This window comes from Sphingomonas bacterium, assembly GCF_028289855.1.
In the GTDB taxonomy this organism is placed as follows: domain Bacteria; phylum Pseudomonadota; class Alphaproteobacteria; order Sphingomonadales; family Sphingomonadaceae; genus Sphingomonas.
Window position 1 is genome coordinate 1 of sequence record NZ_JAQGKZ010000013.1, and the last position, 19019, is coordinate 19019.

17 protein-coding genes and 1 pseudogene are annotated in these 19019 nt (G+C 64.7%); 13 read left to right on the forward strand and 5 right to left on the reverse strand.

Annotation, left to right across the window (positions count from 1 at the left end; all coding sequences use genetic code 11):
- Positions 1-353, reverse strand: a 353-nt coding sequence (locus JWM94_RS00715) for a cation:dicarboxylase symporter family transporter (RefSeq protein WP_299419767.1), incomplete at its 3' end; no start/stop codon positions are given.
- Positions 354-426: 73 nt separating this feature from the next.
- On the opposite strand from JWM94_RS00715, the gene JWM94_RS00720 reads away from it, so the two are divergent.
- Complete coding sequence (locus tag JWM94_RS00720; RefSeq protein ID WP_299419771.1) at positions 427-1692, forward strand: Xaa-Pro peptidase family protein; 1266 nt, start codon at positions 427-429, stop codon at positions 1690-1692.
- A 42-nt stretch (positions 1693-1734) separates the two neighbouring features.
- On the forward strand, positions 1735-4383 hold the full coding sequence (alaS, locus tag JWM94_RS00725) for an alanine--tRNA ligase (protein ID WP_299419775.1): 2649 nt from the start codon (positions 1735-1737) through the stop codon (positions 4381-4383).
- On the opposite strand, the gene JWM94_RS00730 is transcribed toward alaS, so the two are convergent.
- Together JWM94_RS00730 and JWM94_RS00735 are read right to left on the reverse strand one after the other, a co-directional pair.
- A complete protein-coding gene (locus tag JWM94_RS00730) occupies positions 4380-4913 on the reverse strand; it encodes a hypothetical protein (protein WP_299419779.1) in 534 nt (177 codons plus the stop codon). The genes alaS and JWM94_RS00730 overlap by 4 nt on opposite strands.
- A complete protein-coding gene (locus JWM94_RS00735; RefSeq protein WP_299419783.1) occupies positions 4913-6676 on the reverse strand; it encodes a cation:proton antiporter in 1764 nt (587 codons plus the stop codon). The genes JWM94_RS00730 and JWM94_RS00735 overlap by 1 nt, the downstream gene beginning before the upstream one ends.
- 38 nt (positions 6677-6714) lie before the next feature.
- Between JWM94_RS00735 and JWM94_RS00740 the strand changes: the two genes are divergently transcribed.
- Entirely contained in the window at positions 6715-7920 is a 1206-nt protein-coding gene (locus JWM94_RS00740) for an FAD-dependent oxidoreductase (RefSeq protein WP_299419785.1), read from the forward strand.
- Here JWM94_RS00740 and JWM94_RS00745 read toward each other — a convergent pair.
- Positions 7917-9137 (reverse strand): NADP-dependent isocitrate dehydrogenase, encoded by a 1221-nt coding sequence (locus tag JWM94_RS00745; protein WP_299419788.1) that lies wholly within the window; start codon positions 9135-9137, stop codon positions 7917-7919. The genes JWM94_RS00740 and JWM94_RS00745 overlap by 4 nt on opposite strands.
- Before the next feature lie 260 nt (positions 9138-9397).
- Between JWM94_RS00745 and JWM94_RS00750 the strand changes: the two genes are divergently transcribed.
- Both JWM94_RS00750 and JWM94_RS00755 read left to right on the forward strand, forming a co-directional pair.
- Positions 9398-10123 carry a phosphatidylserine decarboxylase gene (locus JWM94_RS00750; protein ID WP_299419793.1) on the forward strand — a complete coding sequence of 242 codons (726 nt, stop codon included), beginning with the start codon at positions 9398-9400 and terminating at the stop codon, positions 10121-10123.
- Positions 10120-10929, forward strand: coding sequence for a phosphatidylcholine/phosphatidylserine synthase (locus JWM94_RS00755; protein ID WP_299419797.1), 810 nt, complete (start codon positions 10120-10122; stop codon positions 10927-10929). Before JWM94_RS00750 ends, JWM94_RS00755 begins: the two co-directional genes overlap by 4 nt.
- Here the strand turns inward: JWM94_RS00755 and JWM94_RS00760 are convergent.
- Positions 10880-11101: a hypothetical protein gene (locus tag JWM94_RS00760; RefSeq protein WP_299419800.1), complete on the reverse strand. Its 222-nt coding sequence runs from the start codon at positions 11099-11101 to the stop codon at positions 10880-10882. The genes JWM94_RS00755 and JWM94_RS00760 overlap by 50 nt on opposite strands.
- Before the next feature lie 462 nt (positions 11102-11563).
- Here JWM94_RS00760 and rpsB point away from each other — a divergent pair.
- The 8 genes and pseudogenes from rpsB to rseP all read left to right on the forward strand — a co-directional run.
- Positions 11564-12334: pseudogene (gene rpsB, locus JWM94_RS00765) on the forward strand (30S ribosomal protein S2); the annotation flags it as partial.
- A gap of 395 nt (positions 12335-12729) precedes the next feature.
- Complete coding sequence (gene tsf / locus JWM94_RS00770; RefSeq protein WP_299419803.1) at positions 12730-13662, forward strand: translation elongation factor Ts; 933 nt, start codon at positions 12730-12732, stop codon at positions 13660-13662.
- 195 nt (positions 13663-13857) lie between these two features.
- Positions 13858-14589: a UMP kinase gene (gene pyrH / locus JWM94_RS00775; protein WP_299419808.1), complete on the forward strand. Its 732-nt coding sequence runs from the start codon at positions 13858-13860 to the stop codon at positions 14587-14589.
- A gap of 14 nt (positions 14590-14603) precedes the next feature.
- Positions 14604-15161 (forward strand): ribosome recycling factor, encoded by a 558-nt coding sequence (gene frr / locus JWM94_RS00780; RefSeq protein WP_299419813.1) that lies wholly within the window; start codon positions 14604-14606, stop codon positions 15159-15161.
- Positions 15162-15166: 5 nt separating this feature from the next.
- On the forward strand, positions 15167-15901 hold the full coding sequence (locus tag JWM94_RS00785; protein WP_299419886.1) for an isoprenyl transferase: 735 nt from the start codon (positions 15167-15169) through the stop codon (positions 15899-15901).
- A 35-nt stretch (positions 15902-15936) separates the two neighbouring features.
- Positions 15937-16704, forward strand: coding sequence for a phosphatidate cytidylyltransferase (locus JWM94_RS00790; protein ID WP_299419816.1), 768 nt, complete (start codon positions 15937-15939; stop codon positions 16702-16704).
- Positions 16701-17873 (forward strand): 1-deoxy-D-xylulose-5-phosphate reductoisomerase, encoded by a 1173-nt coding sequence (locus JWM94_RS00795; RefSeq protein WP_299419819.1) that lies wholly within the window; start codon positions 16701-16703, stop codon positions 17871-17873. The genes JWM94_RS00790 and JWM94_RS00795 overlap by 4 nt, the downstream gene beginning before the upstream one ends.
- Entirely contained in the window at positions 17870-19003 is a 1134-nt protein-coding gene (gene rseP, locus JWM94_RS00800) for an RIP metalloprotease RseP (RefSeq protein WP_299419822.1), read from the forward strand. Before JWM94_RS00795 ends, rseP begins: the two co-directional genes overlap by 4 nt.
- Positions 19004-19019: the final 16 nt, after the last annotated feature.

Here is a 19019-nt window from a genome sequence, read left to right on the forward strand (position 1 = left end):
AGGCCGAGGCTGACACCCGGCTGGAGGATATGCACCAAAAGGAGTCCCAGCGTCAGCGACATCAGGCTCGCGCAGACGAACCAGCCGAGCGCCTTCAACCCGACCCGCCCGAGCGCGCCGGTATCGCCCATATGCGCGATCCCGACGACCAGCGTAGTGAATACCAAGGGTGCGATGATCATCTTGATCAGCCGCAGGAAGATCGTCGTCACGACTCCGAAATAGCCGGCAATTGTCTTTAACTGCGCTGCGGAGGCGGGTGTGTCGGCATTGTAGTGCGCGTTGAGCAGCCAGCCCACGACAAGCCCGAGTACCAGCCCGATCAGAATGAAGGTGGTCAGCCGCTTCGCCAAGGTCGCTCTCCCCAAATCACCGGACAGGGAAGGGGATTGTCGCCGCCGGGTCAAGCGCCCTATCGTTCGCCTCATGCCCGATCCCCGCTTTTCGTCCGGCCGCCGCGCTCTGCTCGCCGCCGCGGCGGTTGCGCCGTTTGCCGCCTCCGCCGCTGCACGCGCGGCGACGCCCGATCTGTCTGCCCTGAAGGACATGACCGCCGGCGTCGTCCCGATCGGTGCCGACGAGCGGCGGCGGCGGCTCGACCGGGCGCAAGCGCTGATGAAGGCGAGCGGGATCGGCGCGGTGCTGATCGAACCCGGATCGAGCCTGATCTATTTCACTGGTATCCGCTGGGGCCGCAGCGAGCGCGCGATGCTTGCCGTCCTGCCGGTTGAGGGCGAGCCGTGCATTGTGTCGCCGTTCTTCGAGGAACCGCGGATGCGCGAGACGCTCGCGATACCCGCCGAGGTTCGCGTGTGGCAGGAGGATGAGGACCCGCTCAAGGTGGTCGCCGGCTTCCTCAACGATCGCAAGCTGACCATGCGGTCGGTGGGGATCGAGGAAACGGTGCGCTTCTTCATCCCCGACATGCTCGCGCGGGCGTTGCCGAGCGCGAAGATCGTTTCCGCCAATCCGGTCGTGCGCGGGTGCCGAATGATCAAGACCCCCGCCGAGCTCGCGTTGATGCAGCGTGCTACCGATATCACCATCGCCGCCTATCGCTGGACCTATCCACGCGTCGAAAAGGGCATGACCGGGCGCGATATCGGCGCGCTGATGGATGCCGCGACGACGAAGCTGGGCGGGGAGCCCGAATTCAGCCTGATCCTGATCGGTGAAGCCGCCGCCTATCCGCATGGCACCCAGGCGGTGCACCGCGTCGCCGACGGCGAGATCGTGCTGATGGACTGCGGCTGCACCGTTCAGGGCTATCAGTCCGATATATCGCGCACCTTCGCCTTCGGGAGCGCGAGCAAGGAGCAGCGCACGGTGTGGGACCAGGTCCATCGAGGCCAGCAGACCGCGATCGCGGCGGCGCTGATGGGCATGCCGGCGGGCAGCGTCGATGATGCCGTGCGACGGCTCTACGAAGGGTTCGGGTACGGCCCCGGCTACAAACTGCCCGGCTGCTCGCACCGCACCGGGCACGGCATCGGGCTCGACGGGCATGAGCCGGTCAATCTTGTGCGCGGGGAGGCAACGAAGTTGGCGCCGGGCATGTGCTTTTCGAACGAACCCGGCATCTACATCCCCGGCAAGTTCGGCGTCCGGTTGGAGGACTGCTTCCACATGACCGCGGACGGCCCGCGCTGGTTCAGCACGCCGCCGCCGTCGATCGACCAGCCGTTCGGCTGACCTCGCTTGGCAAGGCGCGCGTCGCCGCTTAAGTCGCTCGCCATGACATCGACCAACGACATCCGCCGGGGCTTCCTCGATTATTTTGCCGGACAAGGCCACACGATCGTGCCGTCGGCACCGTTGGTGCCGCAGAACGACCCGACGTTGATGTTCGTCAACGCGGGCATGGTGCCGTTCAAGATCGTCTTCATCGGCCTCGAAACGCGGCCCTATTCGACCGCGACGTCTAGCCAGAAATGCGTCCGCGCGGGCGGCAAGCACAACGACCTCGACAATGTCTGTTACACTGCACGCCATCACACCTTCTTCGAAATGCTCGGCAATTTTTCGTTCGGCGATTATTTCAAGGAACAGGCGATCCATCACGCCTGGACATTGTTGACCAGGGAATGGGGCCTTCCGGCCGAAAAACTGACGGCGACGGTCTACCACACCGACGATCAGGCGTTCGATCTGTGGAAGAAGATCGCCGGTCTCCCCGACGGCCGCATCATCCGCATCGCGACCAAGGACAATTTCTGGGCGATGGGCTCGGACGGCCCGTGCGGGCCGTGCTCCGAAATCTTCTACGATCACGGCGATCACATCCCGGGCGGCCCGCCGGGCAGCCCCGACGAGGATGGCGACCGCTTCGTCGAGATATGGAACCTGGTGTTCATGCAGTTCATGCAGGAGGCGGACGAGATCGTTGGGGATTTGCCCAAGCCGTCGATCGACACCGGCATGGGGCTCGAACGCATCGCCGCGGTGATGCAGGGCGTCCACGACAACTACGACACCGATACCTTCAAGGCATTGATCGCCGCGTCGGGCGCGCTGACGCATACCGCGACGACCGGCGACAATCGGGCGAGCCATCGGGTGATCGCCGATCACCTGCGCACGTCGGGTTTCCTGGTCGCCGACGGCGTGCTTCCCGCGAACGAAGGGCGTGGCTACGTACTGCGGCGCATCATGCGCCGCGCGATGAGGCACGCGCATTTGCTCGGCGCGAAGGATCCGCTAATGCACCGGCTGGTGCCAGCCTTGGTCGCGGAGATGGGCGCTGCCTATCCCGAACTGGTCCGCGCGCAACCGCTGATCGAGGCGACGTTGCGGCAGGAAGAGACGCAGTTCCGCAAGACGCTCGACCGCGGGCTGAAGCTGCTCGATGAAGAAACCGCGGGGATGGCCGAGGGCTCGACGCTGTCGGGCGAAACCGCGTTCAAGCTCTATGACACATACGGCTTTCCCTACGATCTGACAGAAGACGCGTTGCGCGCGCGGGGCCTGCAGGTCGACCGCGAAGCCTTCGATGCCGCGATGGCCGAACAGAAACGCGCCGCACGCGCCGCGTGGAAGGGATCGGGCGACAAGGGTTCGGACGAACTGTGGTTCGATCTGGTCGAAGAAAAGGGCGGCACCGAATTCACCGGTTATACGTCGGAGGAAGGCGAGGGGGAGGTCGTCGCGCTGATCAAAGGCGGCGTGCGGATCGACCGCGCCGGTGCGGGCGACGAAGTCGACATCGTGCTCAATCAAACCCCTTTCTACGCCGAAAGCGGCGGGCAGGTCGGCGATGCCGGCATCGCGAGCAACGGCAAGGGCTTCAAGGGTCGCGTCTTCGACACCGCGAAGCATCTCGGCCGCGTGTGGGCGCACCGCACCAAGATCGAGGCGGGCGAGATCGCGATCGGCGATGCCGTGCACCTGGTGGTGGATGGCGAGCGCCGCAACGCGATCCGCGCCAACCATTCGGCGACTCACCTGCTGCACGCGGCGTTGCGCGAGCGGCTCGGCACGCATGTCGCGCAGAAGGGCAGCCTCGTCGCGCCCGACCGGCTGCGCTTCGACTTCTCGCAACCGGTCGCGGTCGAGGCCGATGCGCTGGCGGCAGTCGAAGCCGACGTGAACGCATACATCCGCCAGAACGACGCGGTTTCGACTCGTTTGATGACCCCCGACGAAGCGATCGCCGAGGGCGCGATGGCGTTGTTCGGCGAGAAATATGGCGACGAAGTTCGCGTCGTGTCGATGGGCCGCGGCGGCGACGGTATTTACAGCCTCGAACTGTGCGGTGGCACCCACGTCAACGCGACGGGCGATATCGGCCTGTTCAAGGTGGTCAGCGAAGGCGCTGTCTCATCTGGCGTGCGTCGCGTCGAGGCGCTGACCGGAGAAGCGGCGCGCGCGTATCTGGCGGGCCGCGACGAGAAACTGCGCGAGGCGGCGGCGGCACTGAAGTCGTCGCCCGATGAAGTGCCGGCGCGCGTTGTGCAGCTGGTCGAGGACCGCCGCCGCCTCGAACGCGAACTGGCCGAGGCCAAGAAGGCGCTGGCGCTCGGTGGCGGCGGTGGTGCCGCGCCGGCCGGACCGGAACAAGTTGGCGGGGTCAATTTCGTCGGCCAGGTGATCGACGGTCTCGAAGCCAAGGGCCTGCGCGGCGTGGTCGACGAAGCCAAACAGCGGATCGGATCGGGGATCGCGATGATCGTTGCGGTCAATGATGGCCGTGCGTCGGTCGCGGTCGGCGTCACCAACGATCTGACCGCACGCTTCAACGCGGTTGATCTGCTCAAGAAAGCGGTCGAGGCGCTTGGCGGACAGGGCGGCGGTGGTCGCCCTGACATGGCGCAGGGCGGCGGGCCGGATGGCACTAAGGGTGACGCTGCGGTGGTGGCGGTCAGGGCAGCGTTGGCAACAGGCTAGATCGCCTCGCCATCCGGCGGCGCGATCGTATAGCCGTCGCCTTCGCTGATCCACCGGACCGGCTTGTCGAGCTCGGGAATTCGAGCATCGTCAACCGAGACTTCGGCACGAGTGCCCGTGCCGTCCCGGCGATCGCGGCTGCATATTTTCTTACCCAATAACGGGTAGAGAAAATCGATGGTTCGTTGCCGCGCAGCCGCCAACGCTGCGTTGGTCAGCGTCACGCCACTTTTGATAAATTGGGCTTGGCCAATTATATTCTCGGTCAATGTTAGGCAAATCGCTCCTCGCTCGACCGCTCCACTCGCGCGATACTCGATTACCAGGCCGTCATTCGTCGTCAGGCCGCGGACGTCGACCAAATATCGATCGCCGGATTTCAGCGAATATCGTCCGAAAGTTCGACAAGTTTTACGTGCGGTGTCGGGAATGCTGCATCGTATCAGGCCGCGTCTCGCGGGTGCGAGCGGGTCGTCGATGGAAGGCGCCGTCATCATCGAGGTCGCCAGCAAGAGCAGACTTCCCAGCATCAGCCTCTATCCTCGTTCCGCCGCACCCGCCTGATCCGCGGTTCGCGGTCGAGCTTGGCAGCATCGCGTATTTCCTTGCGCAATTCGTCGCGCTTTTCGTGGATCGACGCGATCACCGGGCCCATCGCAATGCCCAGATCGACCAGCAATGCTTCGGACAATTGCAGCGAGCTTTCGAGCGTTTCGGGCACCGCATCGGTCACGCCGGCGCGATAGAGCTCGGCGGCGTGGGCGGCGTCGCGAGCGCGCGCGACAATGGTCAGGCCGGGCACCCAGCCGCGCACGCGCTTGGTCAGCCGTACGGTCAGCACCGGATCGTCCATCGTCAGAACCAACGCCTTGGCGCGGCCCAGGTTGAGCCGATCGACCAATTCGCCACGCGCGACATCGCCGAAGATCACCGAATAACCTTCCCGCCGCGCAGCGTTGGCAGCGTCGATATCGGCCTCGACCGCGACATAGGACTGGTCGTGTTCCTTGAGCATGTCGGCGACCATGCGGCCGACGCGACCGAAACCGATTACGACGGTGCCCGGGCCCTCATCGTCGAGCTGCAGATCGGGCGTCAGCTTTTCGCCTGCCTCGATTCGCCGGGAGATAAGTCGCCCGACCTCGGCAAGGGCAGGGGTGATGGTCAGACCCAGCGCCGTCACCGTCTGCCAGAACGCGGCATCGCCCGCGTCGATGAGTCCTGCGGCGGCGGCTGTCCCGAGAACGATCAGCGTTGTTTCGGAAGGACTGGACATCAACAGGCTGGTTTCTGCCGACATCCCGCTACGTGCGCCGGACAACCGCAGCAGTCCGAAGGTGACGAGCGACTTGGCCGCGACGACGCCGGCCAGCGCCAAAACGAAATCGCTCCAATTGGCGAGCAGGGTTTCGAGATTGAGGCTCATCCCGACCGTGATCAGGAACACGCCGAGCGCGAGCCCCTTGAACGGCGCGGTGATCACCTCGACTTCGCTATGATATTCGGTTTCGGCGATCAGCAGTCCGGCGAGCAATGCGCCGACGATCGGCGACAGCCCGGCGGCCGACGTAGCGAGGCTGGCGACGATCACCACCAGCAGCGAGATGGCGAGGAACAGCTCGGGGCTCTTGGTCCGCGCGGCCTGCGCGAACAGGCGAGGAAGCACGAAGCGCCCGACCAGGAAGATCGCCGCGATGCTGGCCGCCCCCCAGGCCAAGGTGTTCAACACGCCGCTCGCCGCGCCCCCACCCAGCGCGGCGAGGACGAAGATGATCGGTACCAACGCCAGATCTTCGAATAACAGCATCGCGAACGCGCTGCGTCCGACCGGGCTCTCGGTGCCGGCGATCGGCAGCACTAGCGCCGTCGATGACAGCGCGAGCGCGAGGCCGAGGCCGAGCCCCGCCGACCAGCCATTGCCGAATATCAGCAGCGCGCCGCCGATCACCGCCGCACAGCCGAACAATTCCGCCGCGCCGACTCCGAACACGGCGCGGCGCATCCCCCATAACCGCTTCAGCGACAGTTCCAGCCCGATCGAAAACAGCAACAACGTGATGCCGAATTCGGCGAACGGCTCGATCGCGTGCGGGTCGGTGATCGTGACGTGATAGAGCCACGGATATTTGCTCACCAGCGTGCCCAATCCCGCTGGTCCGACCAACATCCCGACCAGGATGAATCCGATGACCGGGCTTACCTTGAATCGCGCGAAGGTTGGGATCACGATGCCCGCGGCGCCAAGGATTACCAGCGCGTCGCTGAAACCGGTATTTTCGAGACCCATCGCCATGGCCATACCAAAGCAGGGTTGGACGCGTTTGTCAGGCTATGACTGACACCGACCTCTGCATTATCGGCGGCGGGCCGGCGGGAATGGTCGCCGGATTGCTGTTCGCGCGCGCTGGCGTGCGAACGATTGTGCTGGAAAAACATGCCGATTTCCTGCGCGATTTTCGCGGCGACACGGTGCATCCGTCGACACTACGGATCTTTAGCGAACTTGGGTTGCTCGACGATCTGCTCGAGCGGCCGCACCAGAAATTGCACCGGCTGAGCGCACGGATCGCGGGGCGCGACATGCGGGTCGTCGATATGTCGCACCTCCGTGTGCCGGCGCCCTTCATCGCGCTGATGCCGCAATGGGATTTCCTCGATTTCGTGGCCGATGCGGCGCGGCGTTATCCGACGTTCGAGTTGCGCCAGAATTGCGAGGGCGCGGCGCTGATCGAGGAAAGCGGGCGGGTACGCGGCGTGCGCACCGCTGACGGCGATGAAATCCGCGCTCGCCTGACCATCACGTGCGACGGGCGCGATTCGCGGCATCGCGCTGGCCTGCCCGTCACGGTGATCGGCGCTCCGATGGATGTCTTCTGGTTCCGCATTCCCAAGGTCGCGCAGCCCGATAACGAGACGATGGGCGTGTTCGACACGGGCACATTGTTCGTGATGATCGACCGAGGCGATTATTATCAATGCGCGTTCGTCTTCCCGAAGGGCGGGGCGGAGAAAATCCGCGGCGAAGGACTGGACGCGTTCCGGACCCGGGTTCGCAAGGTCGGCCCGGAAACCGCGACGGTCGACCAAAGCGTCACCAGCTGGGACGACATCAAGCTGCTCACCGTGACGGTCGACCGGCTGGAAAAATGGGACCGGCCGGGCTTGCTGGTGATCGGCGACGCGGCGCATGCGATGTCGCCGATCGGCGGGGTCGGCATCAATTTGGCGGTGCAGGATGCGGTGGCGGCCGCCAATATTCTCGCCGCGCCGATGGCGGCGGAGGATGATCCCGACCCGCTGCTCCACAAGGTCCACGACCGGCGCATTCGCGCGGTGAAGCTGACTCAGGGGATGCAGAAGCTGGCGCAGGATGCGATCATCGCGCCGCTCCTTGCCAGCACCGCGCCGCTGGACGGCCCACCGCTCGTCGCGAAACTGCTCGATCGCATCCCGTTGCTGCGCCGCATTCCGGCGCAAGTGATCGGGATGGGCTTCCGGCCGGAACATGTCCGGTCGCCGGAAGCCCGATTCGATTAGGCCCAGGTCGCCATCTTGGTCTCGAGGTTCTCGCGGACCGCCTCGAAGAACTGCTCGGTCGTCATCCACGCCTGGTCGGGCCCAATCAGCAGCGCGAGATCCTTGGTCATCTTGCCGCTCTCGACCGTCTCGATGCAGATCTTTTCGAGCTCCTCGGCGAAGCGAGTCACATCGGGCGTATCGTCGAACTTGCCGCGATATTTGAGCCCGCCCGTCCACGCGAAGATCGACGCGATCGGGTTGGTCGAGGTCGCCTTGCCCTGCTGATGCTGGCGATAGTGCCGTGTAACCGTGCCATGTGCGGCCTCGGCCTCGACCGTCTTGCCGTCGGGCGAGAGCAGCACCGAGGTCATCAGCCCGAGCGAGCCGAAGCCCTGCGCGACCTGGTCCGACTGGACGTCGCCGTCGTAATTCTTGCATGCCCACACGAACTCGCCCGACCATTTCAGCGCGCTGGCGACCATGTCGTCGATCAGGCGGTGTTCGTAGACGATGTTCGCTTCCTTGAACTTATCCTTGAATTCGGCATCGAACACTTCCTGGAACAGGTCCTTGAAGCGGCCGTCATAGGCCTTGAGGATGGTGTTTTTGGTCGACAGATACACGGGCCATTTCAGGTTCAACCCGTAATGCATCGACGCCCGCGCGAAATCGCGGATCGAATCGTCTAGGTTGTACATCCCCATCGCGACCCCGGCGCTCGGGAAGTCGAACACGTCGAAATCGAGCGTCTCGCCATTCTCGCCCTGCCATTTCATGGTCAGCTTGCCCGGACCGGGCACGCGGAAGTCGGTCGCGCGATACTGGTCGCCGAACGCATGGCGCCCGACGACGATCGGCTTGGTCCAGCCGGGGATCAGCCGCGGGACGTTGGAAATGACGATCGGCTCGCGGAAGATCGTGCCGCCCAGGATGTTGCGGATCGTCCCGTTTGGCGATTTCCACATCTTCTTCAGGCCGAACTCCTCGACGCGCTGCTCGTCGGGGGTGATCGTCGCGCATTTCACCGCGACGCCGTATTTCTGCGTCGCGTGCGCGCTGTCGATCGTGACTTGGTCGTCGGTCGCGTCGCGGTGCTCGATGCCGAGATCGTAATAATCGAGATCGATGTCGAGATACGGCTTGATCAGGCGCTCGCGGATCCATTCCCAGATGATCCGCGTCATTTCGTCGCCATCGATTTCCACGACGGGCGTCTTCACCTTGATCTTGGCCATATTCGATTTCCTGAATGGAGGTTTGAGGGCGCTCTAGGGTGAAGCGGGGAAGGGGGTCAAGCGGCCCCGGCGGGACGGAACTTCACGATGTTCGCCCATATAACAAAGGAAGATTCGAAAAGACTCGCCGCGACGATCGAACGGCACGGTGATCGACGATGTCAAAGAGCGGGGACGGGCCCGACTGTCACGATATCATCGCGGGATGGCTGTAGGACAGCGCATTGTGCGGTCCGAGCGGAGCGGCTAGACGCCGCGTCATGCCTTCGATCGATCCGCCGGAGTTCGGCACGCCCACGGTGAAATGGCGCTTTCCCGCCATGCACCCCGAGGGGCAGCGTTACGTCATCATCGTCGCGGTGGCGGCGTTGGTCGCGCTGATCTTCTCGGCGCTACGCTTCCTGTTCTGGCCGCTCGCGTTCCTGATGGTGTTCGTCGCGGCGTTCTTTCGCGATCCGATCCGCGTGACGCCAAAGGGCGACGGGCTGGTCGTCGCGCCCGCCGACGGGCTGATCACGATGATCCAGCCGATGGTGCCGCCGGCCGAACTCGCGATCCTCGGCACCGCGCCGTTGATCCGTGTGTCGATCTTCATGAGCGTGTTCGACGTCCACGTGAACCGAACCCCGATCGCCGGCACGATCCGCCAGGTCGTGTATATTTCGGGCAAGTTCCTCAGCGCCGACCTCGACAAGGCCAGCGAAGAGAATGAGCGTCAGCATCTGGTGGTCGAGGGCAAGGACGGACGATTGATCGGCTTCACCCAGATCGCCGGGCTTGTCGCCCGCCGAATCGTCGCGTTCGTCAAGGAAGGCGACATGATTGCCGCGGGACAACGCGTCGGGCTGATCCGTTTCGGCAGCCGGGTCGATGTGTTCCTTCCGGCCGATACCATGCCGCAGGTCGTGCTCGGTCAACGCTCGATCGCCGGCGAGACGATCCTCGGCAAGGTCGGCGGCGAGGCGATGAGCGGGATTACGCAGTGAGGCCACCGAGGCCGATCCGCATCCGGCGGGCGCCGCAGGGGCTGCCGCTGCGCGCGATTACGCCCAACGCGCTGACCGCGCTGGCGCTGTGTTCGGGGCTGACTGGGGTGCGGTTCGCGATCGGCGACATGAACGGGCCGAACTGGCAGCTTGCCGTGGTGATGATCCTGGTCGCCAGCGCGCTCGACGGGGTCGACGGACAGGTCGCGCGGATGTTGCGCGGGACCAGCCGCTTCGGCGCCGAGCTCGATTCGCTGAGCGACGCGATATCGTTCGGAGTCGCGCCCGCCTTGATTCTCTATCTCTGGTCGTTGACCAACTCGCCCAAGTTCGGCTGGGCCTGCGCGTTGCTGTTCGCGGTGTTCTGCGCGTTGCGGCTCGCGCGGTTCAACGCAGCGATCGATGCGACCGATCAACCACGCAAATCCGCAGGTTATATGACCGGCATCCCCGCGCCGGCGGGGGCAATCGGGGCGATGCTACCGATGTATTTGTGGTTTATCACCGGCGACAATCTGTTCCGCTCGCCGTGGCTGGTGGCGCCTTGGGTCGCGTTCGTCGCAGTGCTGATGGTCTCGAGCCTGGCGACCTTCAGCTGGTCGTCGATGCGGCTGCGGCGGCGAATCCGCTTCGAGGCGCTGGTGGTGATCGTCGGCATCGGCGCGGCGCTGATCTCCGCGCCTTGGCCGACATTGGTCGTCATCTGCGCCGTCTATTTGGCGACGATCCCGTTCAGCGTCGCCAGTTACGCCCGAATCAGGCGGCAGCGCGCCAGTATGTCGGCTGCGCCAGCGGCCGCACCGTGACGCGCAACGTCGAAACGCGGCCCATCGGCAACGGCGGCAGGATCGGCACGGTGCCTTGTCCGGCAAGCGCTGCCTGGATTTTCGGCAGTGCCGGCGCGACCGTAGCGTAGATGACGAAACCCGCAGCGCCCAGCGCGCCTGCGAATGTCAGGACGGCAATCAGCATGATCATCGCGACTCTTCCCTTTTGGCCGGACCGGACCGACATGGAATCAACGGTTCGTCGATTCGGAAGGTTCCCGTCCTGTGGATGATCGCTGTATGTTCTGTTGATGTTCCGTCCGTCAAGCCGAAAATGAGAACATCGAGCGAACAAACCATTGATTTGGACGGCACCTCGGCACTTTGCGCGCGTTAGGTGTCGGTAGTGTAACGATAAAATGTTTCGACGATGGGACGAAACGAGCAACCAAAGCTCTGTGTGGATAACTTTTACGAGAGATGGCAGTCCTGACATGCGATTAGGATGCCCGGCTCTTGCGCTGCTGCGGCACTTCCGCTAACGGCCCCCGCTCAAACCCGCATGGGAAGCATCATAACCCGGTGCCTGGAGCCACCCTCGCAATTCATTGCGGTGGGACAATAAGCTTCAGGTTCCCGCTTCCCAGAGGCTCAACCGGATGGAGTTATCCCTATGGCGGCACCTGTCGTCACCATGCAGCAGCTCATCGAGACTGGTGCGCACTTCGGACACCAGACGCATCGCTGGAACCCGAAGATGAAGCCGTATCTGTTCGGCGATCGCAACGGCGTCCACATCATCGATTTGTCGCAGACCGTGCCGCTGTTCGCGCGCGCGCTCGATTTCGTGTCCTCGTCGGTCGCCGCCGGCGGCAAGGTGCTGTTTGTCGGCACCAAGCGCCAGGCGCAGGAGCCGATCGCCGACGCCGCGCGCCGTTCGGGCCAGCATTTCGTCAACCATCGCTGGCTGGGCGGGATGCTCACCAACTGGAAGACCATTTCCAACTCGATCAAGCGCCTCAAGACGCTCGAGGAGCAGCTGTCGGGCGAAACCCACGGCCTGACCAAGAAGGAAGTGCTCAACCTGACGCGCGAGAAGGACAAGCTTGAGCTTTCGCTCGGCGGCATCCGCGACATGGGTGGGGTTCCCACTGTGATGTTCGTGATCGACGCCAACAAGGAAGAGCTGGCGATCAAGGAAGCCAACACGCTGGGCATTCCGGTCGTCGCGATCCTCGATTCGAACGTCTCGCCCGACGGTATCGCGTTCCCGGTGCCCGCCAACGATGACGCCGCGCGCGCCATCCGCCTGTATTGCGAAGCGATTGCGATCGCCGCGACGCGTGGCGGTCAGGAGCGTCAGGCATCGTCCGGTGTCGATATTGGCGCGCAGGTCGAAGCGCCCGTCGAGGAAGCGCTGACCGTTGAGCCGACGGCGGAGGCCACTCCCGACGTGGCTGCCGAGGCTGCAGCGTTCGAGGCGCCGGCCGAAGCCGCTGTCGCGCCGGTTGCGGAAGTACCGGCGGAAGCTGCCGAAGCACCCGCGGAAGCCACGAAGGACGAGGCTGTCGAAGCTGCTCCCGCCAAGAAGGCGAAGAAGGCCAAGGCCGAACCCGAAGCGACCGCCGACGAAGCGGTGGGCACCGATCCGGCGCCTGCCGAGGATACGCCGGCCACCGCCGAGCTGGAAGCCGAAGCCGAGCGCCAGCTCGACGCGTAACTGTCATGGAGGCTCTCTAGCGGGAGCCTCCAACCGCCGTTCGTGCTGAGCTTGTCGAAGCACGTGCACACGCCCTTCGACAAGCTCAGGGCGAACGGACTACATAGAGGATAGGAAAAATGGCCGATATCACGGCAGCGATGGTCAAGGACCTGCGCGAGAAAAGCGGCGCGGGCATGATGGATTGCAAGAAAGCGCTGAACGAGACCGCCGGCGACATGGACGCCGCGATGGACTGGCTGCGCACCAAGGGTCTCGCGGCCGCCGCCAAAAAGTCGAGCCGTACCGCGGCCGAGGGTCTGGTCGGCGTCGCGGTCAGCGGCACGCGCGGCGCTGCGGTCGAGGTGAATTCCGAAACCGATTTCGTCGCCAAGAACGATCAGTTCCAGGGTTTCGTCCGCGACGTGACGATGGTCGCGCTCGAACTGGGCGACGATCTCGACACGATCAAGGCCGCTCCGCTGGGCGCCAAGACGGTCGAAGAGGTGCTGACCAACAACATCGCCACGATCGGCGAGAATCAGGCGATCCGCCGCGCCAAGCGGCTGGAAGTGAGCCAGGGCGCGATCGTGCCTTACGTCCACAACCAGGCGGTTCCCGGGCTCGGCAAGATCGGTGTGCTGGTGGCGCTGGAGAGCGCGGCACCGGTGGAGGCGTTGAATGCGCTGGGCAAGCAGCTCGCGATGCACATCGCCGCGGCGTTCCCGCTGGCGCTGGACGAAAGCGGGCTCGACCAGGCGCTGATCGAGCGCGAGCGCGCGATCGCGACCGAAAAGGCGGCCGAGAGCGGCAAGCCCGCCGACATCATCGCCAAGATGGTCGAGGGCGGCATCGCCAAGTACCGCAAGGAAAACGCTTTGGTCAGCCAGCTGTTCGTGATGGACGGCAAGACCCCGATCGCGACCGTGGTGGCCAACGCCGCCAAGGAAGCGGGCGCTGAGATCAAGCTGGTGGATTATGTCCGCTTCCAGCTTGGCGAAGGCATCGAGAAGGAAGAGAGCGACTTCGCCGCCGAAGTCGCCGCCGCCTCGGGCGTGCCGCAGCCAGCGTAAGCACACAGGAAGGGGAGCGGGGTAACTCGCTCCCCTTTTTCTTCGTCATCCCGGGCTTGTCCCGGGATCCGCTTATCCACTGGCGCTGCCGCCTGCCGCGCTGCGGACCCCGGCACCAGCCCGGGGTGACGGTTAGTGTTGTGCGGCAATGCTCGCCCGCCTAAGGTCCGCGCCGCTCCCAACCGCCGAGAAACGATGACCAGCCCTTCCTACAAACGCATCCTCCTGAAACTGTCGGGCGAAGTCCTGATGGGCGCCAGTGAGCAGGGCGGCGGTCTGTCGATCGACCCCGCGGTGACCGCGCGCGTCGCCGGCGAGATCAGGGACGCCAAGAATGCCGGACACGAATTGTGTGTGGTGGTCGGGGGAGGCAACATCTTCCGGGGCTTGTCGGCGGCGGCGAAGGGGTTCGAGCGCGCAACGGCGGATTATATGGGCATGCTGGCGACCGTGATGAACGCGCTGGCGGTGCAGAACGCGCTCGAACAGATCGGCGTCGAAACGCGCGTCCAGTCGGCCATCCCGATGGCCGCGGTATGCGAGCCGTTCATCCGCCGCCGCGCCGAACGGCACCTCGAAAAAGGCCGCATCGTTATTTTCGCCGCCGGAGTCGGCTCGCCGTTCTTCACCACCGACAGCGGCGCCGCCTTGCGCGCCGCGGAAATGAAGTGCGACGCTTTGTTCAAGGGCACCTCGGTCGATGGCGTCTATAACGCCGATCCGAAGAAAGACCCGTCGGCGAAACGTTACGATACCGTCAGTTACGACACGGTGCTCGCGGATAATCTGAAGGTGATGGACGCCAGCGCGATCGCTTTGTGCCGCGACAACAATATTCCGATCGTGGTGTTCAACATCCGCGAGCCGGGCAATCTCGCCTCGGTATTGCGCGGTGAGGGCGTCTCGACCGTCGTTACGAACGCATAAAAAGGAGAGCCGCCATGGCCGCTTACGACAAGGCCGATCTGGAGCGCCGCATGGCGGGCGCGACCGAGGCGCTGAAGCACGATCTCGCCGGGCTGCGGACGGGCCGCGCCTCGACCGGGCTGCTCGATCCGGTGACGGTGGAGGTGTACGGGTCGCACATGCCGCTCAACCAGGTCGCGACCGTGTCGGCGCCTGAACCGCGGATGCTGTCGGTGCAGGTTTGGGACAAGCAGAATGTCGGGCCCGTCGAAAAGGCGATCCGCTCGGCTGGCCTCGGGCTCAATCCGATCAACGACGGCAACGTTTTGCGGCTGCCGATCCCCGATCTGACCGAAGAACGCCGCAAGGAACTCGCCAAGCTCGCCGGCAAATATGCCGAAGACGCGCGGATCGCCGCGCGCAACGTGCGCCGCGACGGGATGGATTCGCTCAAGGCGGACGAAAAGAAGGGGATGTTCGGCGAGGACGAGCGCAAGCGGCTCGAGACCGAGGTCCAGAAGCTGACCGACAAGACGATCGCCGACATCGACGCCGCGGCGCACGCCAAGGAAAAGGAAATCCTGGGCCAGTGAAGCCCATGGCTGCCAGCGACACGGCGCAGGCCGTCGCGGCAGCCGCACTGCCACGCCATGTCGCGATCATCATGGACGGCAACGGGCGTTGGGCGAAGAAGCGCCATCTGCCGCGGCTCGCCGGGCATCGGAAGGGTGTCGAGGCGGTCCGCACGGTCACGCGTGCCGCGCGCGCGATGGGGATCGAGGCGCTGACGCTCTACGCTTTTTCGTCGGAGAACTGGCGGCGGCCCGAAGAGGAAATCGGCGACCTGATGGGTTTGCTGCGCCACTTCATCAAAAGCGACCTGGCCGAGTTAGTCAGCGAGAATGTCCGGCTGCGGGTGATCGGCGATTACCGGCGCTTTTCGGGCGACACCGTAGCGATGATCGACGACGCGACGGCGCGGACGTCCGCGAACACCGGTCCGCTCCTCGTGATTGCGCTCAATTATGGCTCGCAGGCCGAACTCGCGCGCGCCGCACAAGAGCTCGCGCGGCGCGTGCAGGATGGCGAAATGACGGTCGAGGCGATTGATGCCGATGCGATCGATGGCCTGCTCGAAACGCACGATCTCCCGCCGCTCGACCTGCTCATCCGTACCTCGGGCGAGCAGCGGCTGTCGAATTTCCTGTTGTGGCAGGCCGCCTATGCCGAATTGTTGTTTGTGGACACGCTGTGGCCCGACTTCGATGCCGACACGTTGCAAGAAGCGGTCGCCGCGTTCGGGCGGCGCCAACGCCGCTTCGGAGGCCTGTGAGCGATCCTTTGGCGCAAAAGCGTCCGCCCGAGCTGATGACACGTATCGTGACCGCCGCCGGGCTGATCGCGGTGGCGCTGGCGGCGATCGCGTTCGGCGGGCTGGCGTTCTGGCTCATCATGATCGTGCTCGGCATGGTGATGATGGCCGAATGGTCCGATCTGGTCGGCGCGACGGCAAACACCAAGCGCATGGCGCTGTACGCGCTGGTGGTGCCACTCGCGATCATGGCGCCGGGACTCGGCGCCGGGCCAGGATTTCTTGCGCTCGGACTTATCGGCGCGGGGTTCTTCTTCGTCGGCGCGACGACCCGCTCGTCGTGGCTTGCCGGGGGGATCGTCTATGTCGCGATCCCGGTCTTGGCGTTGCTGCTGATCCGCCAGCAAAAGGACATCGGGCTGGTCTATACGCTGTGGACGCTCGCGTTGGTGTGGATGTGCGACATCGGCGCGTATTTCGCCGGGCGGTTCATCGGCGGCCCCAAGCTGGCGCCGCGGGTTAGTCCCAACAAGACCTGGGCCGGGCTGATCGGCGGGATGGCGGCGGCGGCCCTGTTCGCGGTGGCGATGCATTATGGCGCGGGGCTCGGCAAAGCCGCGGTTCTGGCGACACCGTTTCTGGCGGTACTGGCGCAGGGTGGCGACCTGTTCGAGAGCTGGCTGAAGCGGCGCGCGGGGGCGAAGGACAGCGGCACCTTGCTCCCCGGACACGGCGGCGTGCTCGATCGGCTCGACGGGCTGGTGCCGGTCGCGCCGGTAGCAGCGCTGCTGGTCGTCGTGTTGCCCAAGCTGGTGACATTTTGAAGACCGTCACCATTCTCGGGGCGACCGGGTCGGTCGGGACGTCGACGCTAGACTTGATCGAGCGGTCGCCTGGCGATTTCCGGGTCAAGGCGCTGACCGCCAATTGCGATGTCGAAGGACTGGCGGCGGCGGCGATTCGGACGCAAGCGGAGCTGGCGGTCGTCGCTGATCAAAGCTGCCTGCTGGCGCTGCAATACGCACTACGCGGCACCAACGTCGTTGCGGCCGGTGGCCAGGACGCGGTGTGCGACACCGCACGCAGTGGCGCCGACTTGACGATGGCGGCAATTGTCGGCTGCGCTGGGCTCAGACCCGTGATGGCGGCCATCGAGCAAGGTGGCACGGTCGTGCTTGCCAACAAGGAGCCATTGGTGTCGGCCGGCGAGGTCATCCTCGCCGCGGCGAAGGCGCACGGCGCGACGCTGTTGCCCGCCGATTCGGAGCACAATGCGATCTTCCAGTGCCTGGCGCCCGATCAGGTCGACCGCGTCCGCCGCATCATTCTGACCGCGAGTGGCGGACCGTTTCGCGGCTGGAGCCTCGACCGGATGCGCGGCGTGACGCCGGAGCAGGCGGTAGCCCACCCTAATTGGTCGATGGGCGCCAAGATATCGGTCGATTCGGCGACGCTGATGAACAAGGGACTCGAATTGATCGAGGCGGCGCGACTATTCCCGGTCGATCCGGCGCGAATGGAAATCGTTATCCACCCGCAATCGGTGATCCATTCGATGGTCGAATATATCGACGGATCGACGCTGGCGCAGTTAGGGCCACCCGACATGCGTGTGCCGATCGCGCATTGTCTTGCGTGGCCCGACCGTATGGTCACCCCGATGGCGCCGCTCGACCTGGTAGCGATCGGGCGGCTCGATTTCGAGGCGCCCGACGAGACTCGCTTTCCCGCGCTGGGACTGGCGCGGCGTGCGCTCGACGCCGGCGGCGCCCGCCCCGCGATCCTCAATGCGGCGAACGAGATCGCGGTCGCGGCATTTCTGGGCGGCCGGATCGGGTTCCTCGAAATTGCCGCAATCGTCGCCGATACGCTGGACCGCTACGATCCGCCGGCGCCCCGGACGCTGGATGATGTATTGGCCGTGGATAGCGAAGCGCGTAGCATCGCCGATGCCAGCGTGAAGAACGGTCGTGTGAAGGATGGCGTGAATTGATGCAAAGTCCCGGCCTTATCCTGACCATCGCCGCTTTCATGCTGATGCTGGGGCCGCTCGTGTTCTTCCACGAGCTCGGCCATTATTTCGTCGGGCGCTGGTTCGGCATCAAGGCAGACGTATTCTCTATCGGGTTCGGGCGCGAGGTGGCCGGCTGGACCGACAAGCGCGGGACGCGGTGGAAGGTTAGTGCCCTGCCGCTGGGCGGCTACGTCAAATTCGCTGGCGACATGAGTCCCGCGGGCTTGAGCGATCCCGCCTGGCTGGCGCTCCCGGCGGCTGAACGTGCGAAGACTTTCCAGTCGAAGGCGGTGTGGAAGCGCGCGCTGGTCGTGCTCGCCGGGCCATTCGCGAACTTCTTGCTCGCGTTCCTGATCATCTTCGGATTCGTGCTCGTTTACGGCCAGAGCACTACCACGACCCAGATCGGGTCGGTCGAGCCCAAGAGCGCCGCCGCGGCGGCTGGCCTGCAGCCCGGAGACCGCATCACCGCGCTCAACGGGCGGGAGGTGGGCAAGTTCGAGGATATGGTATTCTTCATCGCGATCCGTGCCGGGCAGAACGTCCGGGTGGATTTCGATCGTCGCGGACAGAAGATGTCGCGCGACGTGGTTATCGGCACCGACCGCACCCCCGACAAGTTCGGCAACGTGCAGGAAAAGGGACTATTGGGCGTGGGGCCTGGAGCGATCACCTTTGCTCCGGTCGGCGTGCTTGAAGCACCGGGCGTCGCGTTGCGCGGTGTCGGCGATATCATCGGCGTGACGGGCACGACGCTCGGTCAGCTCCTCACCGGCCAACGCTCTGTCAAGGACATGTCGGGCGTCGTGCGGATGGCGAAAATCTCCGGCGAACAGCTCAGCCTCGGCTGGATTTCGTTCGTCAGTCTCGCCGTCTTCATCTCGATTAATTTGGGGTTCATCAACTTGTTGCCAGTCCCCATGCTCGATGGAGGGCATTTGCTGTTCTATGCGATCGAGGCGATACGGCGGCGTCCGGTGACTCCGGAAATCCAGGAATGGGCGTTTCGCGGCGGATTGGCTGCGATCCTGCTGTTGTTCGTGGTCGTGACGTTCAACGATTTGAGTGCGGTCGGGGTGTGGAAGCATCTCGCCGGGTTGATCGGCTGACACGGTTAGGGCAGGG